Genomic DNA, 18,623 nt, shown 5'->3' with positions numbered 1-18,623 from the left:
CAAAACGGTGGTTATAGATTCTTAGATTACAGTATTTATTGGAAGGATGTAGAGGAAAAAATAAAATACCTAAAACTTGCAGCCAACCAAGGCCACGCTCCCGCGATGCAGTCTTTATATTATTACCTCTTAGAGCCTGAGACATTGGACGAGGCTTTCAAATGGAACAACAAAGCAATCAAATTGGGTTACGCTGATGCTGCTTTAGTGTTTTATTATAGTTATTCACAAGGTGAGAAGGACAGTAAAGGTAACATAATTATTCACCCAGACGTTAAGAAAGCCTATTACTATAACCGCTTATTTGGCGCTTTGGGTGGCAAAGAGAAATCAGCCCACCGAATTACACAGGAACATGTATATGACGAATATGGCTCACCGTTAGCAGATGAAGAAGGTCGCCCTGTGTTTAAAACACTCATCACTAAAGAAGAACAAGCTGAATTAGACAAGCAAGTGGCAGAGTTTGTTAAAGATATTACGCCAAACATGTTCTTAGATGAAACGTCTCTAGAGCTTTTCTAGTTACCGTAAAAGCCACTAAGTGAAGCTAACTCCTACCACTTAACGTGTTTGGAGCGAAAACAGGGTCGCGAGTTTTACTTATACGAACGGTCTTTGATTTGGGCGGCTTTGTGATTGTAACGACCCGTAGAAGATCAAATCCACAACTGGCTGATCGGCATATCTGACTGATAGTGATGGGCAATCTGTGCTTGTAGCAACTCCGCTGTTGCAACGGCATCGGTAAGGGCATGATGGGGTGTGTATTGAGGCAAACCATAGCGGGTTCGGCTCGCTCCGAGCCTGACTGACGCTGGTTTGCGACCCTTGAGTTTGTTGACTATCCCACCAGTAAGCTTTTTCTGTAGGAGAGTTTCAATCTGCATGGTATCTACCGCGGGAAATTCTATTCCTTCGTTAATTCGAGCCATCAGAGCTTTATCGAAAAACTCACGTTCAATACGCTGGTAGTGAACCACCACTATTTTTCCTTCCATCTGTGCCAAGATCTGGTCATAGACGACAGATAGATCAGGTGCATCAAGAACGTCAGAGTGGGTGATTCCATGGATGACGACCGATTCTTGCGCTAACTGCTTACGAGGTTTAACCGTCCAATGCTTCGCTTGATTTATAAAAATGCGATTCAAGTTAAAGGGAACGGTTCCGATGGTAATAATGTCATCTTGGTCGGAGTTTAAGCCTGTGGTTTCAAAGTCCATCGCCAGAAATGTAATTTCTTCCAATGGTGTATTGGGCAACGGAACCCCAGCCGTATAGTACTGTTGTAAAGCAACGGTTGTTGTCGTGCGCAATTTTTGAGCAAACTTTGCCGGCCAGTCGATCGAAGGGGGAGATATGATTTTGTTAAGCATCGTCACCTCACTTAAAGTTATTACTGGCTTGATAACGGAACTTAAGGAAGTTCTGAGCATTGCTTAGAATTTGGAATGCGTCCTTGAGGTTACGGCGCTCAAAATCCGATAAGTTTTCTGGTTCAATGTTGTTGTCTGGCTCGATTTCATTTTCGACGTCCAGCGCTTGATGGCGAATACGAACGATGGAGATAAACTCAAGTGCATCACGGAGGTCTCTCGCTTTGCCTTTAGGTAAAATACCCGCCTCATGGATGTCATCCAGGCGTTCAAACGAATTCTTTGACCGCGAGCCGACGGCGAGGGCATGGACGCGAATAAGATCCGCTAACGGCGCGGTGCCACGTCGTTTAAGGTTGATTGAATTTTTGTGTTGACCATCTTTTTCCATCACAAAACTCTTAAAGAAGCCCAGCGGAGGAGTTCGATTCATTGCATTGCGGGCTAAACAGGCAAGGAAACGATTGTTTCTACGTGCTCTACGTACAATAAAACCGCTGAGCTGTTCCGCCCATTTTAGACGCCCATATACACCATCAAGGTCAAAGAAAATCGAAGCGTTGAGTAACGCTTTAGGGTTGGGGTCATCTATCCAATCCGCAAAGCACTCTTCCCATTCGGTTCGAGTCATACGCCAGTCTGGATTCGTTGCCATGATATCGCCAGTACAGTAACTGTAGCCACATTTATCCAATCCTTCACATACACGGTTTGCCAGTTGCGCAAAGTAGTCGTCATGTTTCTCTTTGACGAAGGTGTTATCGAGGATGATAGCGTTATCTTGGTCAGTGACGAGCAGTTGCTCATCGCGCCCCATTGAGCCTAGAGCCACAAAGCAATAGGGTATCGGTGGTTCACCTAATTCTTGCTCTACAAGTTCGATAATACGCTGTTTAAAGCTACGTCCAATTACGGACATCGCACTGCCAACCATGTGAGAGTTTGCGTCTTCATTGACGAGGCGAACAAAGCTGTCTTTCACTTGCTCAGATAATACCGAGAGTTCATCAATCGATTGTTGCTGGAATATACTGCTGACCAACAGAAGTGAATTTTGCGATTCGTAACGAACAATATCCGTTGCTTCGATGACGCCAATGGGCTGCTTGTCCTTGAGGACAGGAAGATGATGAACGTTGTATCGCAACATCGTCAGCATCGCTTCGTAGACATAGGCGTTGTGATCAAGTGAGATGACTTCAGTCGTCATTACGCTAGCAACGTCGTCGTTGGGGTTGAGCCCTTGAGCTAACACGCGGGTACATAAGTCTCTATCAGTAATGATTCCAACTAAAGGGCTGTTGTCGTCATCATCATCCTCAGCTACTTCGGGATCAATAATTAGCAGCGAAGAGACATTGTCTTCTGCCATTTTTATCGCTGCATTCTGGATTGATTCCGTCTTGTGAATCGTTGGTGCGATGCTGTTTAGCAAGTTTCTTACCTTTGATGTAGTAAGATCGTTTTGCTCTTTACTGTTTGAGACGGTCTGCCTCAGGCGTGCGTTATCTTCTACTTCGACAAAGTCTGCAAAGGCTTCGTGCTGCTCATACAAGTGTTGAAAGACCGCTTCTGGAATACAGTAGAGTAGGGTGTCTTTGATGGCTTTCGCTGGGAAGCGAACCTTATTGTTGGTCAGTAGTCCCATCTGACCGAATACTGCGCCTTCATCAATTCGGTTGTAGAGCTCACCTTTGCGTCGATATATTTCAACCACCCCACTGCGTACCATGTAAAGATCATGGATTTCATCACCAAAGTGAATGATGGGGGTATCCTCTCGATAGTAAGAGATTTCGATATGCTGAGTGACGTAGCTGAGGACATCATCTTCGAGCTCATCAAATGGAGGGTATTGAGAAAGGAAGTTCTTAATTTCCAGTAGTTCTGCTTCCATGAATACGTCCAATCTTTGAGAGTGATGAGTTAATGGTACATGATCTTCAAGCGAACTTCATGGAGTGAGGCTAATAGATTAAAGAAAAAAGGCTAAGATTGAATAACTTAGCCTTAGAGTGTGAAGTGGGCAGGGACTACGCCAGTTTAGCTTAATCCAATAATGTGACCATTTTCATCAAGGTCGAGATTCATGAATGCTGGTTTTTCTGGAAGGCCTGGCATCGTCATCACGTTGCCACATAGGGCATAAATAAAGCCCGCACCTGCGCACAGTTTCAGTTCCCTTACGATGACATCAAAATTATCGGGGGCGCCTTTAACACTTGAATCCGTCGAGATCGAAAGTGGTGTTTTTGCCAAACAAACGGCAAGGTCATCGAATCCGTGTGCTTTGAGCTGAGCCAACTGCTGCTTGGCGACGTCACTCAGTATTAGCCTCGTTGCACCATAGCCAGCTTCGGCGACGGCCATAAGTTTCTCTTCAGTGGTTTGTTCAAAACGGTATAAAGGAGAGAAGTGGGATGGCTTCTCGCACTGGTGGATCACTTTGTGGGCTAACTCTAGCGTGCCCGATCCACCTTTGCTAAAACCTTCGCTGACGGCAACTTGTACGTCATTTGGCAAGGCTTCCACCATGGCTTTTAGCGTTAGCAATTCGGAGTCACTATCCTGAGGAAAGCGATTAATGGCAACCACGGCCGGAATACCGTATTTATTGACATTATTAATATGCCATTTCAAGTTTTCGAAACCAGCAAGGAGCGCGTCTTGATCGTCACTGTAAAGGCTCTGCGGAATCGCTTGGCCTGGTTTTAGATCATACTGACCTGAGTTAGCTTTAAGGCCGCGAAGCGTCGTGACGATAACGGCGCAATCAGGAGATTTGTTGGCAACCTGCGCTTTAATGTTACAGGCTTTTTCAAAGCCCATATCCGAGCCAAAACCACCTTCAGTGACCGTAAATTGTGCCAGCTTTGTAGCGATATTATCCGCAATGATTGACGAGTTACCGTGGGCGATGTTAGCAAATGGCCCTGCATGAATGAGAGTTGGAACCCCCTCTAGAGTTTGCATCAAGGTGGGTTCGATGGCTTCTTTCATACTCACCGCCATTGCGCCCGCTACTTGTAGATCTTCTGTCGTCACCGGTTGACCAGACAAGTCATAGGCGACGACGATTCGACCAATACGTGAACGAAGATCTTTTAAATCACTGGCTAGGGCGAGAATGGCCATTAACTCTGAGGCTGCTGAAATATCAAATCCATCGCAGCGCTCAAATCCATTAATGTTTTTCCCAGCTTCATTTTGACCCACAGTTACCATGCGTAACGCTCGGTCGTTGTGATCCATGACCCTTTTCCAAACCACATTTTGAGGATCGATTCTTAATGCTTTCAAACCACTGCGTTGTTCGAAATCTTCGTATCCCAGTCTTTGCTCATGATAAATGCGAGCATCGATGGCAGCCGCGGCTAAGTTATGCGCCGCCGTGACCGCGTGAATATCTCCTGTGAGGTGGAGATTCAACTCTTCCATGGGAGCTACTTGCGAATAGCCGCCTCCCGCAGCCCCGCCCTTGACGCCAAAAACAGGCCCCATAGAAGGCTGCCTGATACACGCCATTGCTGAATGATTAAGTTGAGCCAAGCCTTGAGCAAGTCCAATGGTCGTGACAGTCTTACCTTCGCCAAGTGGCGTTGGGGTGATAGCGGTGACGACAATCAGCTTACCCGTCTTCTTAGATACAAGGCGTTTTAGGCTAGATAAACTGACTTTTGCCTTATGTTCACCTTGGCTTTGGTACTCATCGGCTTTCAGTCCAGCTCGCTGTGCAACTTTGCTTATAGGAAGTAACGGAGTAGTGCGGCAGATTTCGATGTCAGGTAGCATAAAATCCTCTATGTGGACCTAGTTTAAGTCGGGATGTGGCTACTTGTTACAAGGTTTCGATAAATATAACGTAGAAAGCAGCATTTTTAGATTTTGCATATTTTAACTGATATTGAGTGATGAATAAATGTGTGCCTCCGTGCTAACTAAAAAAAGGCCTGTCTTCTGACAGGCCAGTCCCACAAATAGTGACGAGCAACATGGGTAAAGGATGGCGGTGCACAAACGCCATCAAGTGGTAAATTAAGTTGGCGCAATTTGCACTAAGCGGCTTATTCGTAGTGCCTACCTTTTCGAGTAATTTGACGTTATCGCTCAGCGCCCAACTCGGTACATGACTTTGGCAGCAGGACATTTGAGAAGTTGAGGGTAGTCAAGCCTGACGACATCAACACCGGCACACAACATCTCTTCAATCTGGTTTTGATCCGGCATCTCGGGTCCGAGCGTTGCAATGATTTTAGTCTTTTTCATCTTCCTTCCCTCTTAAAATCGCCCGAGGAGCGTTTCGCGACGATAGCGTACTTGGTATGCAAAATGAGCAAGTGATCGTCTGTTTTGAGGATGATGGGAGATAAGTGAACAAAACGCAAAATGGCGAATTTGAGCTAAAAGTGACTCAACTAATACATTTGGCTGGGATAAAAATGTCACTCTAGCCAGTGAAATTCGTTTCATTAGTGATTGAATGTTCCTAGGTCAGACGCGGAAATGCGTCATCGGTGACTCACAGAGCGACAGCGAAAATGATGGCTTTGTGAAGGAAATTAGACATTCAGCACATAAATCGAGAGGGATAACATGAAGGGCTGGCGGTTTTGTTCAATAGAAATGGCGACATTGGTCATCGGTTTGATCGGATTTAGTTCGATCGTGCTCGCGGGTAAGGAACAGTTTTCGATTTTAACGACCTTCTCAAGTGAGCCGGTGAACGAGTTAATTGCGAAATACAAACAACAGAATCCAGACGCGGATATTGAGCTTATTCATCGCCGTAGCCAGTCTGCAATGCAGTTGCTTAACAGGAGCTATATACAAGGTGTTGATGTTGTTTTGAGCTCATCACCATTCCTGTTCGAGGCGCTCGATAAAAGGGATCAACTTGCATCGCTAGCGCTGGAGCAAAACCCTCCACAGTGGCTAGAGCCATTTTTATTTCCGATTAAAAACAAAGTGCTCAGTATTGGTTACTCTGGAGCGGGAATTGTATGGAACCGAGAGTATCTAGCGGCGAATAAATTGCCAATCCCCACTCGATTTTCAGATCTCTCGTCCTTTGCTTATTTTGGGCATATCACCATGAGTACACCGAGTCGCTCAGCCACCACACAGTTGATGCTGGAGAGCATACTTGCCCGCCATGGTTGGCAGCAAGGCTGGGCGACAATACTAAACATAGGCGCCAATTTAGGGACTATTTCATCACGCAGTTTTGGCGTAAGTGACTATGTCTCGAAAGGGCAGTTTGGTATTGGACCGACCATAGACAGCAATGCTATATCGCAACAGAGGCAGTTCGCCTATGTAGGATTCACCTATGACCCTGACTTTACGTTGATGCCTACTTATATCGGGATTGCCAAAAACGCGACGAAGACCGCTGAAGCGATTCGATTTGTTGAACTGGCATTGTCAGATGATGTACAGCAGCGAATCCTTCAATCGAGTTTAACCAAACGATCCATCTACGACCCTGCTCTCTATCTTGGCACTAACCCTCCGCTCGACTTCAAGAAGGTGATGAAGCGCGAGAAGTTGCTCAATATTCTTTTTGATGAAGCAATCACCAAACGCTTACCAGAATTACAAGATATCTGGTTAGGTCTATCTCAATATGTGCAAATCCACAGTAATGATGCCGCAAGGCTTGAGGTTGCTCATCAGCTACTAAACCAGCTTTTTACCATTCCAGTCACGGAGCAAGAAGTGAATGAGTTAGCCAACCTCATCAGTTCGCAACGTGATGCCTCTACCTTAGAAGATGGCGAAGAACAAGCCTTGCTGGTGGAGTTTAGCTATCGTTTCGCCACTTTATATGAGGAGGGGCTGCAGCGAGTTGAAGAGATGTTTCACGAGTTGCAAGTAGAGATCGCCAATGAAAATATGTAAAACGATCGGTTCTAGATTGGTGGTGGCGTTTACCTTTACGACTTTGCTGCTTACCTTCGTCTGTGTATTAGCATGGGTAACTTGGTATCGGCTCGACCAGCAGGTGAGTCGTCTACTCGACACCAGTGTTCCTAAGTACAACACGAGTTACTTGTTGGAGAGTCGCAGTAGCGAAATTCGTTCCCGAGTTCAACTGCTTTCTACATCAACCAACAAGATTGAATTAAACCGCCAGAGAAATGAACTCGATAAGTTACTTAACTCTATTCAGCTGAAGTTGTCCAATTTTCAACCACTCAAACTTGAGAACAATGACAGTGACCAACTGTTGAGTTTATATGCGCAGTTAGAGCAGACATTAGAACAATACACTCATTTTGTGTTCGATCGAGTTCAGCAAAGGCGTAAAGTCGCCAAGTTAGAGGAGCAAATCAACTGGTTACATCAAGATATCCATGCTGAGTTGGTGTCATTTCGGCAAGAGTTTTACTGGCAGTTGACTCGAGGAGGTAGTTCAGAAAAGCATAAAGCCACTCTCGAACAACTACGGGTGATACAAAGTGTGTTGGATCTTGAATCGAATATCTTCGTGCTAACCACAGAGTCGTTGCAGGCGCAAAACTTAGAACAGATTAAAAATGCCTCAACCGTTATTCAATTCAACATCGCGGAGTTAATCGCCACGAGTGAACCCTTGTTAACTCTGCCTTCCAGCATTTCCTATCAGCAATTGTTGCAAGAGTTGCAGGTGCTATATGTAAGTGATGATGTGTTTTCGTTGTTGCTGTCGGAAGGGGTGATACTAAACGCACGTATCATCGAAATTAAAAGCGAGATCGAAAAGTTGCTCGGTGCGATTCATCAGCAGATTGGTCAGATTATTAAATATGCCGACGCCAGCTTTATTGATGTGAAAGCGCGAACGGCTAACTTGGTCTCCGATGGAAACATTGTGTTATTGGTGTGCTTTGGCATCTCTATCCTTTTGTCTTTGTTTGTCACCTACTACTTTATAAATCGCCGTGTGGTCGCACGTTTGAACGCACTGAGCTCAAGTATTGATGCGATCATCAAAGGCAATTTTAGTCATCGGATTGTGGTTGACGGTGCCGATGAAATCGGCCAACTAAGTCAAAAGCTGATTGACTACGGGGCAAGTGTCGAAGAGTTACAAAGAACGAATGCGGTTGGTTTGATCAATAATACATCTGCCAGTCTATTGACGTGTGATCTCGCAGGGTATGTTGAATCTGCAAATTTTAGCGCCCAAAAACTACTGGCGATGCAAGGGACAGTCGAGCACAAGCTACTGTGGCAGTCGTTTCGTAATCAAAACCGCAAGCAATTAGCAAAAGTATTTGTCACGGGTCAGGCACTTTTTACCACTGGAAATGATGCGCTTACCTTGCCATTAGATGGCGAGAGAGAGTGTTATCTTCATTTCGATTTTCACCTTTTCTCTCATGGTCAATTACATAAAGTCATTGTGACAATCACGGATGTGACACAACAAGAGTTAACGGCGATAGAACTTCAGAAGATGGTCAATGACAGAACGGCAGATTTGGTCGAGAAAAACCGCCTTTTGTCTGAAGAGATTGTTGAGCGAGAAAAGGCGGAACTCACTTTAAAACAAGCCCAAGATGAGTTGATCCAAGCGGCGAAAATGGCGGTTGTCGGTCAGACGATGACATGTTTAGCTCACGAGCTAAACCAGCCACTGAATGCAATATCGACCTACCTCTATAGCGCCAAACTTTCAACTGATTCCGGTAATTTAACCTCGACTAGTCGTTCCATTGAGCAAGTGGCTCAGTTGTCAGCAAGAATGAGTGAAATTATAAAAAGCCTGCGAACCTTTGCCAAAAAGTCGGACACTGATCAAGTCACGCACAATTTACTGCTTACTGATATCGTCATGCAAGCCATCTCAATGGTTGGCCCTAAAGCCAAGCGGCAAGCAACGAACATATGCAATTTGATCACCGAACCACTGTATGTCTATGGCAATGCATTAGCCCTTGAGCAGGTCATGGTAAACATACTGGTCAATGGTTGTGACGCCATTGCTGAGTCAAATCGGCATGGCCAAGAAATTCGAATTGAAAAGCTATTCTCGAATACATCTCACCATGTGATAGCGATATCCGATAGTGGTTGTGGCTTTAAGCCTTTCATTATAGACAAGCTATTCACACCGTTTACCACCACCAAAGAGGTGGGCTTAGGCTTGGGGCTCAGTATTAGTCGATCTTTGGTTGAGAAATATTCAGGGCGGATCTATTTGGCATCCCGTTTAGACAAAGGGGCCTTGGTTGTTTTGGAGTTATCACATGCAAGAGTTTAACTATTCTTTACTGTTGGTCGATGATGATCAGGATGTACTCGACGCTTACCAGCACTTGATGAGCATTGCAGGCATTGCAGCAAAAACCGTCGCAGACCCTACTCAAGCGATGGGTTATTTATCACCTGATTGGTTGGGCGTTGTGTTACTCGATATGTATATGCCACAGATGCATGGGCTCGAGTTGTTAAGCCAGATTAAGCAGTTTGATAAGTGGCTACCCGTTATTGTTGTCACTGGACATGGTGATATCCCAATGGCTGTCGAAGCGGTTAAAGAAGGGGCGTGTGAGTTTGTTGAAAAGCCGATCGACCCTGCCAAACTCGTCGCAACGGTACGTCAGCATCTCAAGCAACGAAAAGTCTATATCGACCAAAAGAGAGAGATGGAATCGACCATCAAACGATCTTTGTTGGGCAAGTCTGCGCAGTTGAATCATATCCGCTACAGTGTCTCTCAGTTTTCTAGGTTACGTAATCATGTTGTGGTCTATGGCGAGATGGGTGTCGGCAGACACTTAGTCGCGAACCTGATACATGATATGTCGCAATCGGGTGGTGAACTCGAATTGTTATCGGCAAACGATGCTATGGCCTGTGAGGAATTGAGTGCCAAGCTCTATTCGTTTGTTTCTGGAACCTTAATCGTTGATAGTCCTGAACGATTTTCAGAGCAGTGCCAACGCGTGTTTGCACAGCATATGATTGATAAAGAGAGAAAGGGGCAGCACGGACGTGTCATCGCGATATTTGAGCAAAACCCTCAACAACTTGTCGTGGCGAATAAACTAGTGGCAGAGCTTTATTACGTTCTCAATCAAGTGGAGATTGAAGTCCCACCACTAAGAAAGCGCCCGGATGACATCGAAGTGTTGTTCCACCATTACCTTAAGTCCAGTTGCCGGAAATTGGCAAAACACTTACCCGAAGTAGAAGCAAAATATATGGATCTACTGCTAGCACATGAATGGCCGGGAAACGTTAGAGAGCTGCGAAATGTGGCTGAGCTCTACTCGGTTGGAATAATTAAACTGGCTGGCAAGGATAGTCACAATACTTCTGCCGAAGCCCAATTGCCTTTGGACGAATTGGTTGATGATTTTGAAAAACGAGTTATCGAAGATGCGTTGTTTCTGCACTCGGGTCGAATCAGTGAGTCAGCTGCGTATCTGCAAGTCCCGCGCAAAAAGCTTTACCTGCGAATGAAAAAACACAGTATCGATAAGGACGCGTATAAGAGTCGATAAAAAAACGCCTCACGATTTGTGAGGCGTTTATCTCGTTTAGTACCAGTCATCTTCAGGAAAAAGCTTCCCTTCTGGAGCGTATGGATCGTCATCAAACGGATGTTCTGCCTTGTTTCTCAGGCTGTCTAATTGATGCTCTAGCATTTTGACGGTGTCGTAGTCTCCTTCGGAACAGGCGACATAAATCTGTTGCTCCAAGGCTCTGATGCTATCGTTAATACCCATAGTTACCTCCGTATGCGTTGTCTGCGCAGTTGAACGGTTCTACCTATTCTCAAATCTATTGTAGTCAAGAAGACCAAATTCGATAGGCTGATTTTCCTTATACCAAGCATGAACCCGGTCGCTAAAAGGCCAAAACTGGGTCGAGCTGCGTCGAATTGCGAACGTATCCAACAACTTAACATAGTCCTGTTCGGTGCGGATATTTTTCAACATTTGCACCAGTTGAGGGATTTGTTCTTCTTTAAGGGATAGATACGCAGCGGGATAGCTACCGATCACTCCACGCACCAAAGTTAAGTCATCATTTGCTGGATCACGATTGCTCTCTTCATCAAACAGACTGGAAATATTCGTATGCGCATTGTTATGGAGCAGAGTGAAGAGTTGTTCTTCTCCGTGATTGGATTCAATCATCATCATTACAATTTGCGGTATAACGAGTAACCCTGCTCCTTTGATATCATTGATGCTTTTCAGTAGTGCTTCATTCTTAGCGCTAAAACCGGTTTGCTCTATATCGTAACGATTACTGAGCACAGGGGAGAGCTGAGTGCGAAGAATGTCATAAAGCTCTGCTTTGGGATCATCCGTGTGGTATGGAACCTGAGTTGGTTGATCGAACGGTTTAACATTACGCTGTAAGAAGTCACTAAGTTGGGTGCTTTGGTCTTGGTACCAGCTTGAGTGTTCTTGGTGACGCATCGCTTTTGGCAAGAGTGCGATAAAGTTACTTTCCCCTTCAAGGCGCAAGAAATCCATAAACATACGTGTCATCAATTGGTGGCCAAAGTTGCCATATACGTCAAACCCAGCGACCAACAGATAGTGAATACGTTCGAGCAGGGAATAATCCAGTATCCATGCTGTTTTTGGTGGTTCACCAACCATACCTTGAACCACGGATGCGCTATCAAAATGGCGGAATACTGTGAGTGCTGCATTAGGGTTAGTGCCGTTCCCCGTCCAGATAATGTCGGTAGTTAGGTATTTACCGCCTTCAAACCATTGGTTGATAAACTCAGATTTAGCCTCAAGGTAACGCGCTTGCTGACGTGAATAGGAGACCCAGTTGGTCACGGGCAAAGTATTACTTTCTAACTCTCCGGGCAGTTTTAAGTTGTCTGCTTGAGAGCGGTAAAATTCATTCACTTCCGGCAGATCGGCTTTGTCTGGGTCAAGGAAGAACACCCAAAATCTGTCATTGATAACGTTGAGCGCGAGTTGTCCACGACACACCGGCCCTTTAATAAAGGCATTGATGGTGTTTTGGGAATTATCGAGCATAAATTTAAAACGTGCTTTCACTGGCAGATCGATAAATGCGCTCATAGGGTTCGCAGCAACTTCTACATCGTAACTTGGTAGTTGAGTAACCTTGTAGTTGGCGTCGATGAACCACTCTTTCCAATCTCTCATCCGTTGTTCGTTCAAGGCGAATGGCATGTGGGTTTTATCAACGATGGTGCCTTGCTCAGGAATTAGGCGGTAATACACTCGTTGAACGCCAGGATCATCGTAAGGACGACGCGTAGCAATTCGTTGGACGGGCTGGCCCGGTGGTGTCGATGAGCGAACCAAGGTGAAGAAACGTGGTGTTTCTTCATTGAGGTCAGAAAAATAGAGATGCGACAAAAACAGGTGCTCATAGATGTAACGAGCAGTCAGTTGCACCTTACGTGGGCTCTTGTTGAGCAATGTCTCGTATTCATTCACTAATTGAGCTTGCTGGTCAGTCAGTGGTATCGATTTGTTCATGATCGCGCCATTTTGCAGCCAACTGGTTAACGTCGCGTACTCATGTGAACTAAGGTTTGGCATCCCATAAGGCATGCCCCAAGTCGGATAGTCTGTTAGGTACTGATCGTATTCTTCAATGGTAGGGCAGACCTGACTGCGGTCGATTGCAAAGTCGAAACCCTCTAGTTGTTTCTGGTCTGGCAGGGGATGTGCCTCTTTTTGAGCGAGCATGCGCGCAATTAAGCCCGCTTCTAGGTTTGCGGTCGGGTTTTGCACACGCTCATTAAGCACTGGATGAAAACCAAACTCTCGCCACTGCTGTGTCGTTTGCGCATCTTCGAAAAGACGATGAGGCGTTGCGGCGGTAAGGCGAGTGCCTTGATAAATTAGTTCTTTACTTGAGCCCCTGTCGATACCATCAACTGAAGAGAGTTTCAGTTGGCAGGGTGCGTCATAACAGGCATGACAAACCACGCAGCGGTTATCAATGATCGGTTTGACTTCAGATAAGAAGAAATCACTTTCTATACTGTTTAAATCGCTGCGACGCTCTTGAACACTCGCCTGTCCAAATAGGTGGTCATAATTAAGTCCGGCGTATGTCGCACAGCCCGCGAAACTTAAAACAACAGCAAACATGAAAAATGTACGTAAATTCATCTGGATAATTGTGTTCATTCAATATTGGCTTAATTGCAGCAGAAGCCCATCAACTTAGCAAATAAAACATGGTTCAACATCGTCAATTAATTGAAACAATATCGATGTTAGCAGGTAACAGAGGAGACTTTGAGTTAAATAACGGTTACGTAGGCAACAGAGAAGGGGACATTTAACCGGGTAAATTGATAGAACCATCGCCACTGATTATCTTGTAGTTTGTCCCCAGGACCTTTCACTTCGACCCATTCGAAATGACCGTCTTTAAACAAAATTAGGTCGGGCATGCCGCTTCGGTATATTTTGAGGTCGGAGAGGAGAACGTTAAACAGTCCGACAACCATCTCATTGGGCATTGACTCGATGCATTTATTTAACAAGGGTAAATCAAAGCTATGCCAATAGACAAAAGGGTTACTCACCCCGTGTTTAAGCTGATAGCACTCTCTTAGATGGCTAAGACCAAACTGTGCTATTTGCTCCAATACCGCTTCGATTTGTGAATGTCGTTTGGTGACGAAATCTGCGTGATAGAGGTCTAGCGGCCGATCTTGGTATGGATTGATAAACGCACCCTCAATAGGCGCGAAGATGACTTCCCAAAAAGCGAGACCAAACAAACCCGTTAAGACGGCATTTTCTGCATAGAAGACGTGATAGCCAAGCTGCTCGAAATGCGATTTGACGGCGAGTTCTACACCTTGTGTGCTGAGATCAAGCTGTAAGTGATGTTCAATCACTTGTGGCTTTTGGGGACGCGTAACTCGCTCGCCTCGTTTACGTTTGATGCGCTGCGCTAACTTGTGTCCGATCTCTAACTCACAGATGTCATAAGGGCTAGACAATATTTCCGTGACAACGTCACTCATTGCCTGCGTTTGATCGAGCTTGTCATAGATTCTCGCTTGCCGCTCTCTCGAAGGAGGAAGTCCAGACCGTTTAAACCAGAAAATTGCGTCGGTGAGTTGCCCTATGCGTTCACAATCGCGCGCCAAATCGTTGATCAGATGCTGACGTTTACGTTCGATGTATGAGTGCGCAATAGGGTCTGGAATCTGTTGCAGCAGCTTAGTTAGATGCTCTAAATCTCTATTGTTGGATTCAGAATAGCATTGGTGAAGCTGGGAAAGTGCGAGCAAATGATCGAGCTGGTGGCGATCAGAAAAGAAGCGACGCGTTTTACTGAGCGAATAGTTTTCAAATCGATGTAGGCCGAGGTCATCAAGGACAAACTGGCTTAAGTCTTGGCGGGTATTGGCAAAGAACAGCGCCAGTAGCAGATCAATAACCGCAGGTTGTAAAAGTTTGATGACCGTAAAAGGAAGTTGTTCGAAACGAGTAAAATCATCGCTACTGAGTTCATTGAGCATTTGTTCTTTGCGCAGGGTTCGGCTAGAGACACTAAATAGCGCAACTATCTCTGCTTTGGTCAATAACTGGCGAGCGAGTTCAGCTTCATCGAGTTTGGGGTTAAGGGTAATAAATCCTTGTTGGTGAAGTGCGTCTAGCGCGGCGGGAATACTGTTTATTTCTAGATATTGAAGTTTATCTGAGCGGAACCATTCACCTTTGCGTGACAACAGCCTGACCAGTAGGCACTGAGCATCCTTTTCAAGTTGTTCGAAAGCGGTAATCCAAGCGTGTTCGGTCTTAGAGAGCAGATCTGGATACCACTCTATGGCATGGAGCGTCAGTTTTCTGAAGTTACTAAGATAATAATCGGGTTCGAGTTCAACAATCTCAGACATGATCAATACATACAAAAAAGGCTTAACCCTAAGGTTAAGCCTTTCTATCAGCAATTCAATCTATTAAGCGTGTTTTAGCTCAGCGATCTTCGCTTCTGAGAGTGGCTTAGTGATGAATGAAAGCACAATACAAACGGCCATCATTGCTGCTGAGATAGTGTAAGCTAGCGTGTAGCCTGTGCCGTTAGTCATTGAGAAACCAACGACTGCTGCACCGATTGCACCACCAATACCCCATGCTGTGTAAAGTACGCCATAGTTAGTGCCGTAGTTTTTCAGACCGTAGAACTCAGCGGTAAGCGTAGGGAATACCGCTAGCAGCGTACCGTAGCCAATTGCCGCGATTGCCGTACCAATGATCAGTGTAAACTCTGTTTTGAACGTTGCGAACAGAACCATATTGATGCCTTGTAGTACGAAAGCAAGCAGCAGAGTACGTACGCCACCAATTTTGTCAGCCAGCATACCAGCAGCAACACGACCGCCAGAGTTAAATATCGCTAGGATAGAGGCAAGGTATACCGCATTTGGTAGGTTAGCCTGAACACTAGCAATCGTTGTAATGTTACCGATGATCATTAGGCCTACTGACGCAGCAAATGCATACATGATCCACAGTGAGTAAAACTGTGGTGTTTTCAGCATTGCTTTCCAAGTTAGGTCATCAGATTTCTTAACGGCTTTAGGTGCTTGACCTTGTTTTACTTTTGGTTCTGTTGGTGTGTAGCCCGCAGGTGGGTTGTTGATTGTTGCTGCAAGAGGTACTGCGATAGCAAGAATACCAACGCCCAAAACCATAAAGCTGGTTTGGATGCCCATGCTGTTAATGAGTGCAGAGGTTACTGGAGCAAGGTAAATTGCCGCTAGACCAAAACCTGCAGCAATGATGCCGTTAACCATACCTTTCTTCGACGCGTGGAACCACTTCATCGCAGAAGGAGACAGACAAGCATAACCAAAGCCGATACCAGCGCCAGTGATAACACCGAAAGTGATGTTTAGCATCAGTGGTGAGTCGACAAAGCCAGACGCGATCATACCTAGGCCTGTTAGCACAGTACCAAGGATTAGAATAAGACGTGGACCCATACGGTCTTGCAAGATGCCAGCAACAAGAAGACAGATAGAGAAAGTGATGGTTGCTGTCGCGTATGGTGCTGATGCTTCAGCCGCGGTCCAACCAGATTCAGTGACTAGTGCTTTGTTGAATACACTCCAAGCATACAGGATGCCAAGACAAAGGTTGATACAGAATCCCGCTAGCAGGATGCGCATAGCTTTATCAATCTTGCTCATTTTTCTTCTCAGTTGTCCTCACAATGAGGATCGGTTAACAGACGATTTATTCAAATTAAGTTTGCGTTTATCAACACAAGGCATAATGGGCGCGAATTATAACCGAATGAAGTGTGATTGGAATCTCTTTTTCAACTTAATTTGATTATTTTTCAAAAGTGTTGAATTTTTGTTTCTGACGTGTGTGGATACTGAGTTAAATTGATGAGACGTGGCTTGGATGGTTTGTTGAGTTATGGGTTTGAAGCGTTAGTGCTTAATCGTTGTGCAACACGGTACGATAAGCGCTCAAATTGAGGAACAAGAAACAGTCGCGTGACGAGAAACTGATTGAGATTGCAGAAAAAGGCATAGACGGGCACCCATCTATGCCTTTTGACGATGATTAGTGGCCGATCAGCGCAGGAATCCCTGGTAACTGACCAACGACAGCAAGAGAGCCGACACAGACGATGAAGGCGGCGCCAGGGATCAAGTACTTGTCTTTTGCCGATAGAGTCTTGGCACGTTCATGGTCACCAATCAGCCCCATGTTATCCAGCAGCATTGTGGTTGCCCAACCAAACACTGGGTTAACAAAGGCACAAGCGAAGATACAAATACCAGCACTTAATGAATCTTTATGTTTGTGGATCATCTGCATGCCTGCTTCGAGAAGTGGTAGAAACACACCAACGATCAGAGCAACGCGCAACACGGGTTCCCACATCGCTAGATCCATCGGATAACCAATGATGGATGCGGCAATACACATTAAGCCGGTAAGTAGCGCCCCTCCAGGAATTGGACGCTTTGCAATGGCGGCTGGGATCATATATGTACCCCAAGAAGAGGCAAGGTTACCACCACCCAATAGAGCACCGACACCTTGACGGATAGATGCACCGACCATAGTGTCATCGACGTCCATCAGCACGCCTTTTGCTTCTTTCGGGTAGTTAAGCTCTTGGAATACACGGTGGCCAAGGTAGTCTGGTGACCACATTGCAACCGCTAAAAGTGCAAATGGTGTGACGGCAATAAAATGCTCTAAGTTCGGCCAACCCAATTGCCAACCCGTATTCTCACCCCACCAGTAGAATGGGCTGAAATGTGGTAATCCTGGTTCGGTAGTAAAAGCAAACTCAGCACCCATAACATAAGCGACGATGCCCGCTAAAGCAGAACAGAGTGGAATGGCCAGCCAACGTTTGTTGATTTTAGCGAGGTAGGCGTAGACCATCACCGTTACACCAATCACAGCAAATGAAATATAGCCTTGGTCAGTACTTGCGGCCCATGCTTCCGTTTTATTGATCTGACCGATCAAGCCGACAGCACCAAGATAGATCAATAGCCCACCTCGGACACCGACACCAGTTAGCGTCATCAGCTTTGAACCGCCTTTGGTAAAGGCAAGAATCAAACCAAATGCACATACCATGAGACCGAGTGCGAGAGGGTGTCCTCCAGCCGCAGCAATAAGCGGAATGAGCGGTATCATTGGGCCATGAGTACCGGCTAAGTTAGCATTGGGGTTAAGAATGGCGGAAAAAAGGATAACAAACAGAGCGCCAGCGATGAGCAGTTCATAGCGTACGTTTTCCGCGACGAACTCAGGTGACAATCCAAACTGAGCGGCAAAAGCGGCAACCATAGCTGTAACCATTACCACTTTACCTATCGTCGCTGCGAGTGCAGGTACCCAGTCTTCTATCTCGATGCTGTAGTCGCGAGAAGGTAAATGGATACCCCAGCGACGAAAGCTCATGATAGTCAAATCATGGTTTAGAAATTCTTCTCGGCTTTCAAATTCCTGCGCCTTGCGACGCATATCCCTGTAAAAGGTTTTATTTTTGTTAGACATTCAGTCTTCCTTTGTTATGTTTCGAAGTTGAACCATGTCAATTAGAGTTCCGCTTTCACTTGGTATACTGACCTTCGATCAATACGAGACGACATCCCAGACGCTACCAAGCACCTTTATGTTTGATAAAGAGGGAAACATGGTTTTACTTCGCTAATGAAGACAAGTTAGCAAGTGAGCTAGCTTGTCAAAAATTCAATCAAACATGGCAGCCATACTAAGAAAGGGGTATGGGACA

General features: G+C 45.5%; 12 protein-coding genes and 1 pseudogene. 4 read left to right on the top strand and 9 right to left on the bottom strand.

Translation table 11 applies throughout. The annotated features are described in order from the left end of the window. A pseudogene (locus ACQEXR_RS12020) lies at positions 1–525 on the top strand (sel1 repeat family protein); the annotation flags it as partial. Between the two features lie 134 nt (positions 526–659). Here ACQEXR_RS12020 and ACQEXR_RS12015 read toward each other — a convergent pair. The 4 genes from ACQEXR_RS12015 to ACQEXR_RS12000 all read right to left on the bottom strand — a co-directional run bounded on the left by ACQEXR_RS12015 (position 660) and on the right by ACQEXR_RS12000 (position 5,645). Then, positions 660–1,379 (bottom strand): 3'-5' exonuclease, encoded by a 720-nt coding sequence (locus ACQEXR_RS12015; RefSeq protein WP_427020414.1) that lies wholly within the window; start codon positions 1,377–1,379, stop codon positions 660–662. A 7-nt stretch (positions 1,380–1,386) separates the two neighbouring features. Beyond that, positions 1,387–3,276, bottom strand: coding sequence for a DUF294 nucleotidyltransferase-like domain-containing protein (locus tag ACQEXR_RS12010; RefSeq protein WP_427020413.1), 1,890 nt, complete (start codon positions 3,274–3,276; stop codon positions 1,387–1,389). A gap of 146 nt (positions 3,277–3,422) precedes the next feature. Continuing rightward, positions 3,423–5,171, bottom strand: coding sequence for a formate--tetrahydrofolate ligase (locus ACQEXR_RS12005; RefSeq protein ID WP_427020412.1), 1,749 nt, complete (start codon positions 5,169–5,171; stop codon positions 3,423–3,425). 315 nt (positions 5,172–5,486) lie between these two features. Continuing rightward, complete coding sequence (locus ACQEXR_RS12000; RefSeq protein WP_138973642.1) at positions 5,487–5,645, bottom strand: pyruvate kinase; 159 nt, start codon at positions 5,643–5,645, stop codon at positions 5,487–5,489. A 357-nt stretch (positions 5,646–6,002) separates the two neighbouring features. On the opposite strand from ACQEXR_RS12000, the gene ACQEXR_RS11995 reads away from it, so the two are divergent. Genes ACQEXR_RS11995 through ACQEXR_RS11985 form a run of 3 tightly spaced genes read left to right on the top strand, consistent with a single transcriptional unit; the run spans position 6,003 to position 10,873 of the window. Beyond that, positions 6,003–7,280, top strand: coding sequence for an ABC transporter substrate-binding protein (locus ACQEXR_RS11995; protein ID WP_427020411.1), 1,278 nt, complete (start codon positions 6,003–6,005; stop codon positions 7,278–7,280). Next, on the top strand, positions 7,267–9,627 hold the full coding sequence (locus ACQEXR_RS11990; RefSeq protein WP_427020410.1) for an ATP-binding protein: 2,361 nt from the start codon (positions 7,267–7,269) through the stop codon (positions 9,625–9,627). Before ACQEXR_RS11995 ends, ACQEXR_RS11990 begins: the two co-directional genes overlap by 14 nt. Beyond that, positions 9,614–10,873, top strand: coding sequence for a sigma-54-dependent transcriptional regulator (locus ACQEXR_RS11985; RefSeq protein WP_427020409.1), 1,260 nt, complete (start codon positions 9,614–9,616; stop codon positions 10,871–10,873). The genes ACQEXR_RS11990 and ACQEXR_RS11985 overlap by 14 nt, the downstream gene beginning before the upstream one ends. Positions 10,874–10,909: 36 nt before the next feature. On the opposite strand, the gene ACQEXR_RS11980 is transcribed toward ACQEXR_RS11985, so the two are convergent. The 5 genes from ACQEXR_RS11980 to ACQEXR_RS11960 all read right to left on the bottom strand — a co-directional run bounded on the left by ACQEXR_RS11980 (position 10,910) and on the right by ACQEXR_RS11960 (position 18,385). Beyond that, on the bottom strand, positions 10,910–11,098 hold the full coding sequence (locus ACQEXR_RS11980) for a hypothetical protein (protein WP_006879632.1): 189 nt from the start codon (positions 11,096–11,098) through the stop codon (positions 10,910–10,912). Positions 11,099–11,137: 39 nt separating this feature from the next. Beyond that, positions 11,138–13,495, bottom strand: coding sequence for a fatty acid cis/trans isomerase (locus ACQEXR_RS11975; RefSeq protein WP_427020415.1), 2,358 nt, complete (start codon positions 13,493–13,495; stop codon positions 11,138–11,140). A gap of 134 nt (positions 13,496–13,629) precedes the next feature. Beyond that, positions 13,630–15,243, bottom strand: coding sequence for a VRR-NUC domain-containing protein (locus ACQEXR_RS11970; protein ID WP_427020408.1), 1,614 nt, complete (start codon positions 15,241–15,243; stop codon positions 13,630–13,632). A 63-nt stretch (positions 15,244–15,306) separates the two neighbouring features. Beyond that, the gene (locus tag ACQEXR_RS11965; RefSeq protein WP_138973646.1) at positions 15,307–16,539 is read right to left on the bottom strand and encodes an L-lactate MFS transporter; all 1,233 of its coding nucleotides are present in this window, start codon (positions 16,537–16,539) and stop codon (positions 15,307–15,309) included. Between the two features lie 385 nt (positions 16,540–16,924). Next, positions 16,925–18,385 carry a DUF3360 family protein gene (locus ACQEXR_RS11960; protein WP_427020407.1) on the bottom strand — a complete coding sequence of 487 codons (1,461 nt, stop codon included), beginning with the start codon at positions 18,383–18,385 and terminating at the stop codon, positions 16,925–16,927. Between the last annotated feature and the right edge of the window lie 238 nt (positions 18,386–18,623).

It is taken from the genome of Vibrio sp. TRT 2004 (genome assembly GCF_050113735.1).
In the GTDB taxonomy this organism is placed as follows: domain Bacteria; phylum Pseudomonadota; class Gammaproteobacteria; order Enterobacterales; family Vibrionaceae; genus Vibrio.
Note: the sequence above shows the minus strand (reverse complement) of the source record. Positions and strands in the feature narration are given on the sequence as shown.

Excerpts from the sequence above, each read along its gene's own strand:
- ACQEXR_RS12015 (WP_427020414.1), bottom strand. The coding sequence starts at position 1,379 with ATGCTTAACAAAATCATATCTCCCCCTTCGATCGACTGGCCGGCAAAG.
- ACQEXR_RS12010 (WP_427020413.1), bottom strand. The coding sequence starts at position 3,276 with ATGGAAGCAGAACTACTGGAAATTAAGAACTTCCTTTCTCAATACCCT.
- ACQEXR_RS12005 (WP_427020412.1), bottom strand. The coding sequence starts at position 5,171 with ATGCTACCTGACATCGAAATCTGCCGCACTACTCCGTTACTTCCTATA.
- ACQEXR_RS12000 (WP_138973642.1), bottom strand. The coding sequence starts at position 5,645 with ATGAAAAAGACTAAAATCATTGCAACGCTCGGACCCGAGATGCCGGAT.
- ACQEXR_RS11995 (WP_427020411.1), top strand. The coding sequence starts at position 6,003 with ATGGCGACATTGGTCATCGGTTTGATCGGATTTAGTTCGATCGTGCTC.
- ACQEXR_RS11990 (WP_427020410.1), top strand. The coding sequence starts at position 7,267 with ATGAAAATATGTAAAACGATCGGTTCTAGATTGGTGGTGGCGTTTACC.
- ACQEXR_RS11985 (WP_427020409.1), top strand. The coding sequence starts at position 9,614 with ATGCAAGAGTTTAACTATTCTTTACTGTTGGTCGATGATGATCAGGAT.
- ACQEXR_RS11980 (WP_006879632.1), bottom strand. The coding sequence starts at position 11,098 with ATGGGTATTAACGATAGCATCAGAGCCTTGGAGCAACAGATTTATGTC.
- ACQEXR_RS11975 (WP_427020415.1), bottom strand. The coding sequence starts at position 13,495 with ATGAATTTACGTACATTTTTCATGTTTGCTGTTGTTTTAAGTTTCGCG.
- ACQEXR_RS11970 (WP_427020408.1), bottom strand. The coding sequence starts at position 15,243 with ATGTCTGAGATTGTTGAACTCGAACCCGATTATTATCTTAGTAACTTC.
- ACQEXR_RS11965 (WP_138973646.1), bottom strand. The coding sequence starts at position 16,539 with ATGAGCAAGATTGATAAAGCTATGCGCATCCTGCTAGCGGGATTCTGT.
- ACQEXR_RS11960 (WP_427020407.1), bottom strand. The coding sequence starts at position 18,385 with ATGTCTAACAAAAATAAAACCTTTTACAGGGATATGCGTCGCAAGGCG.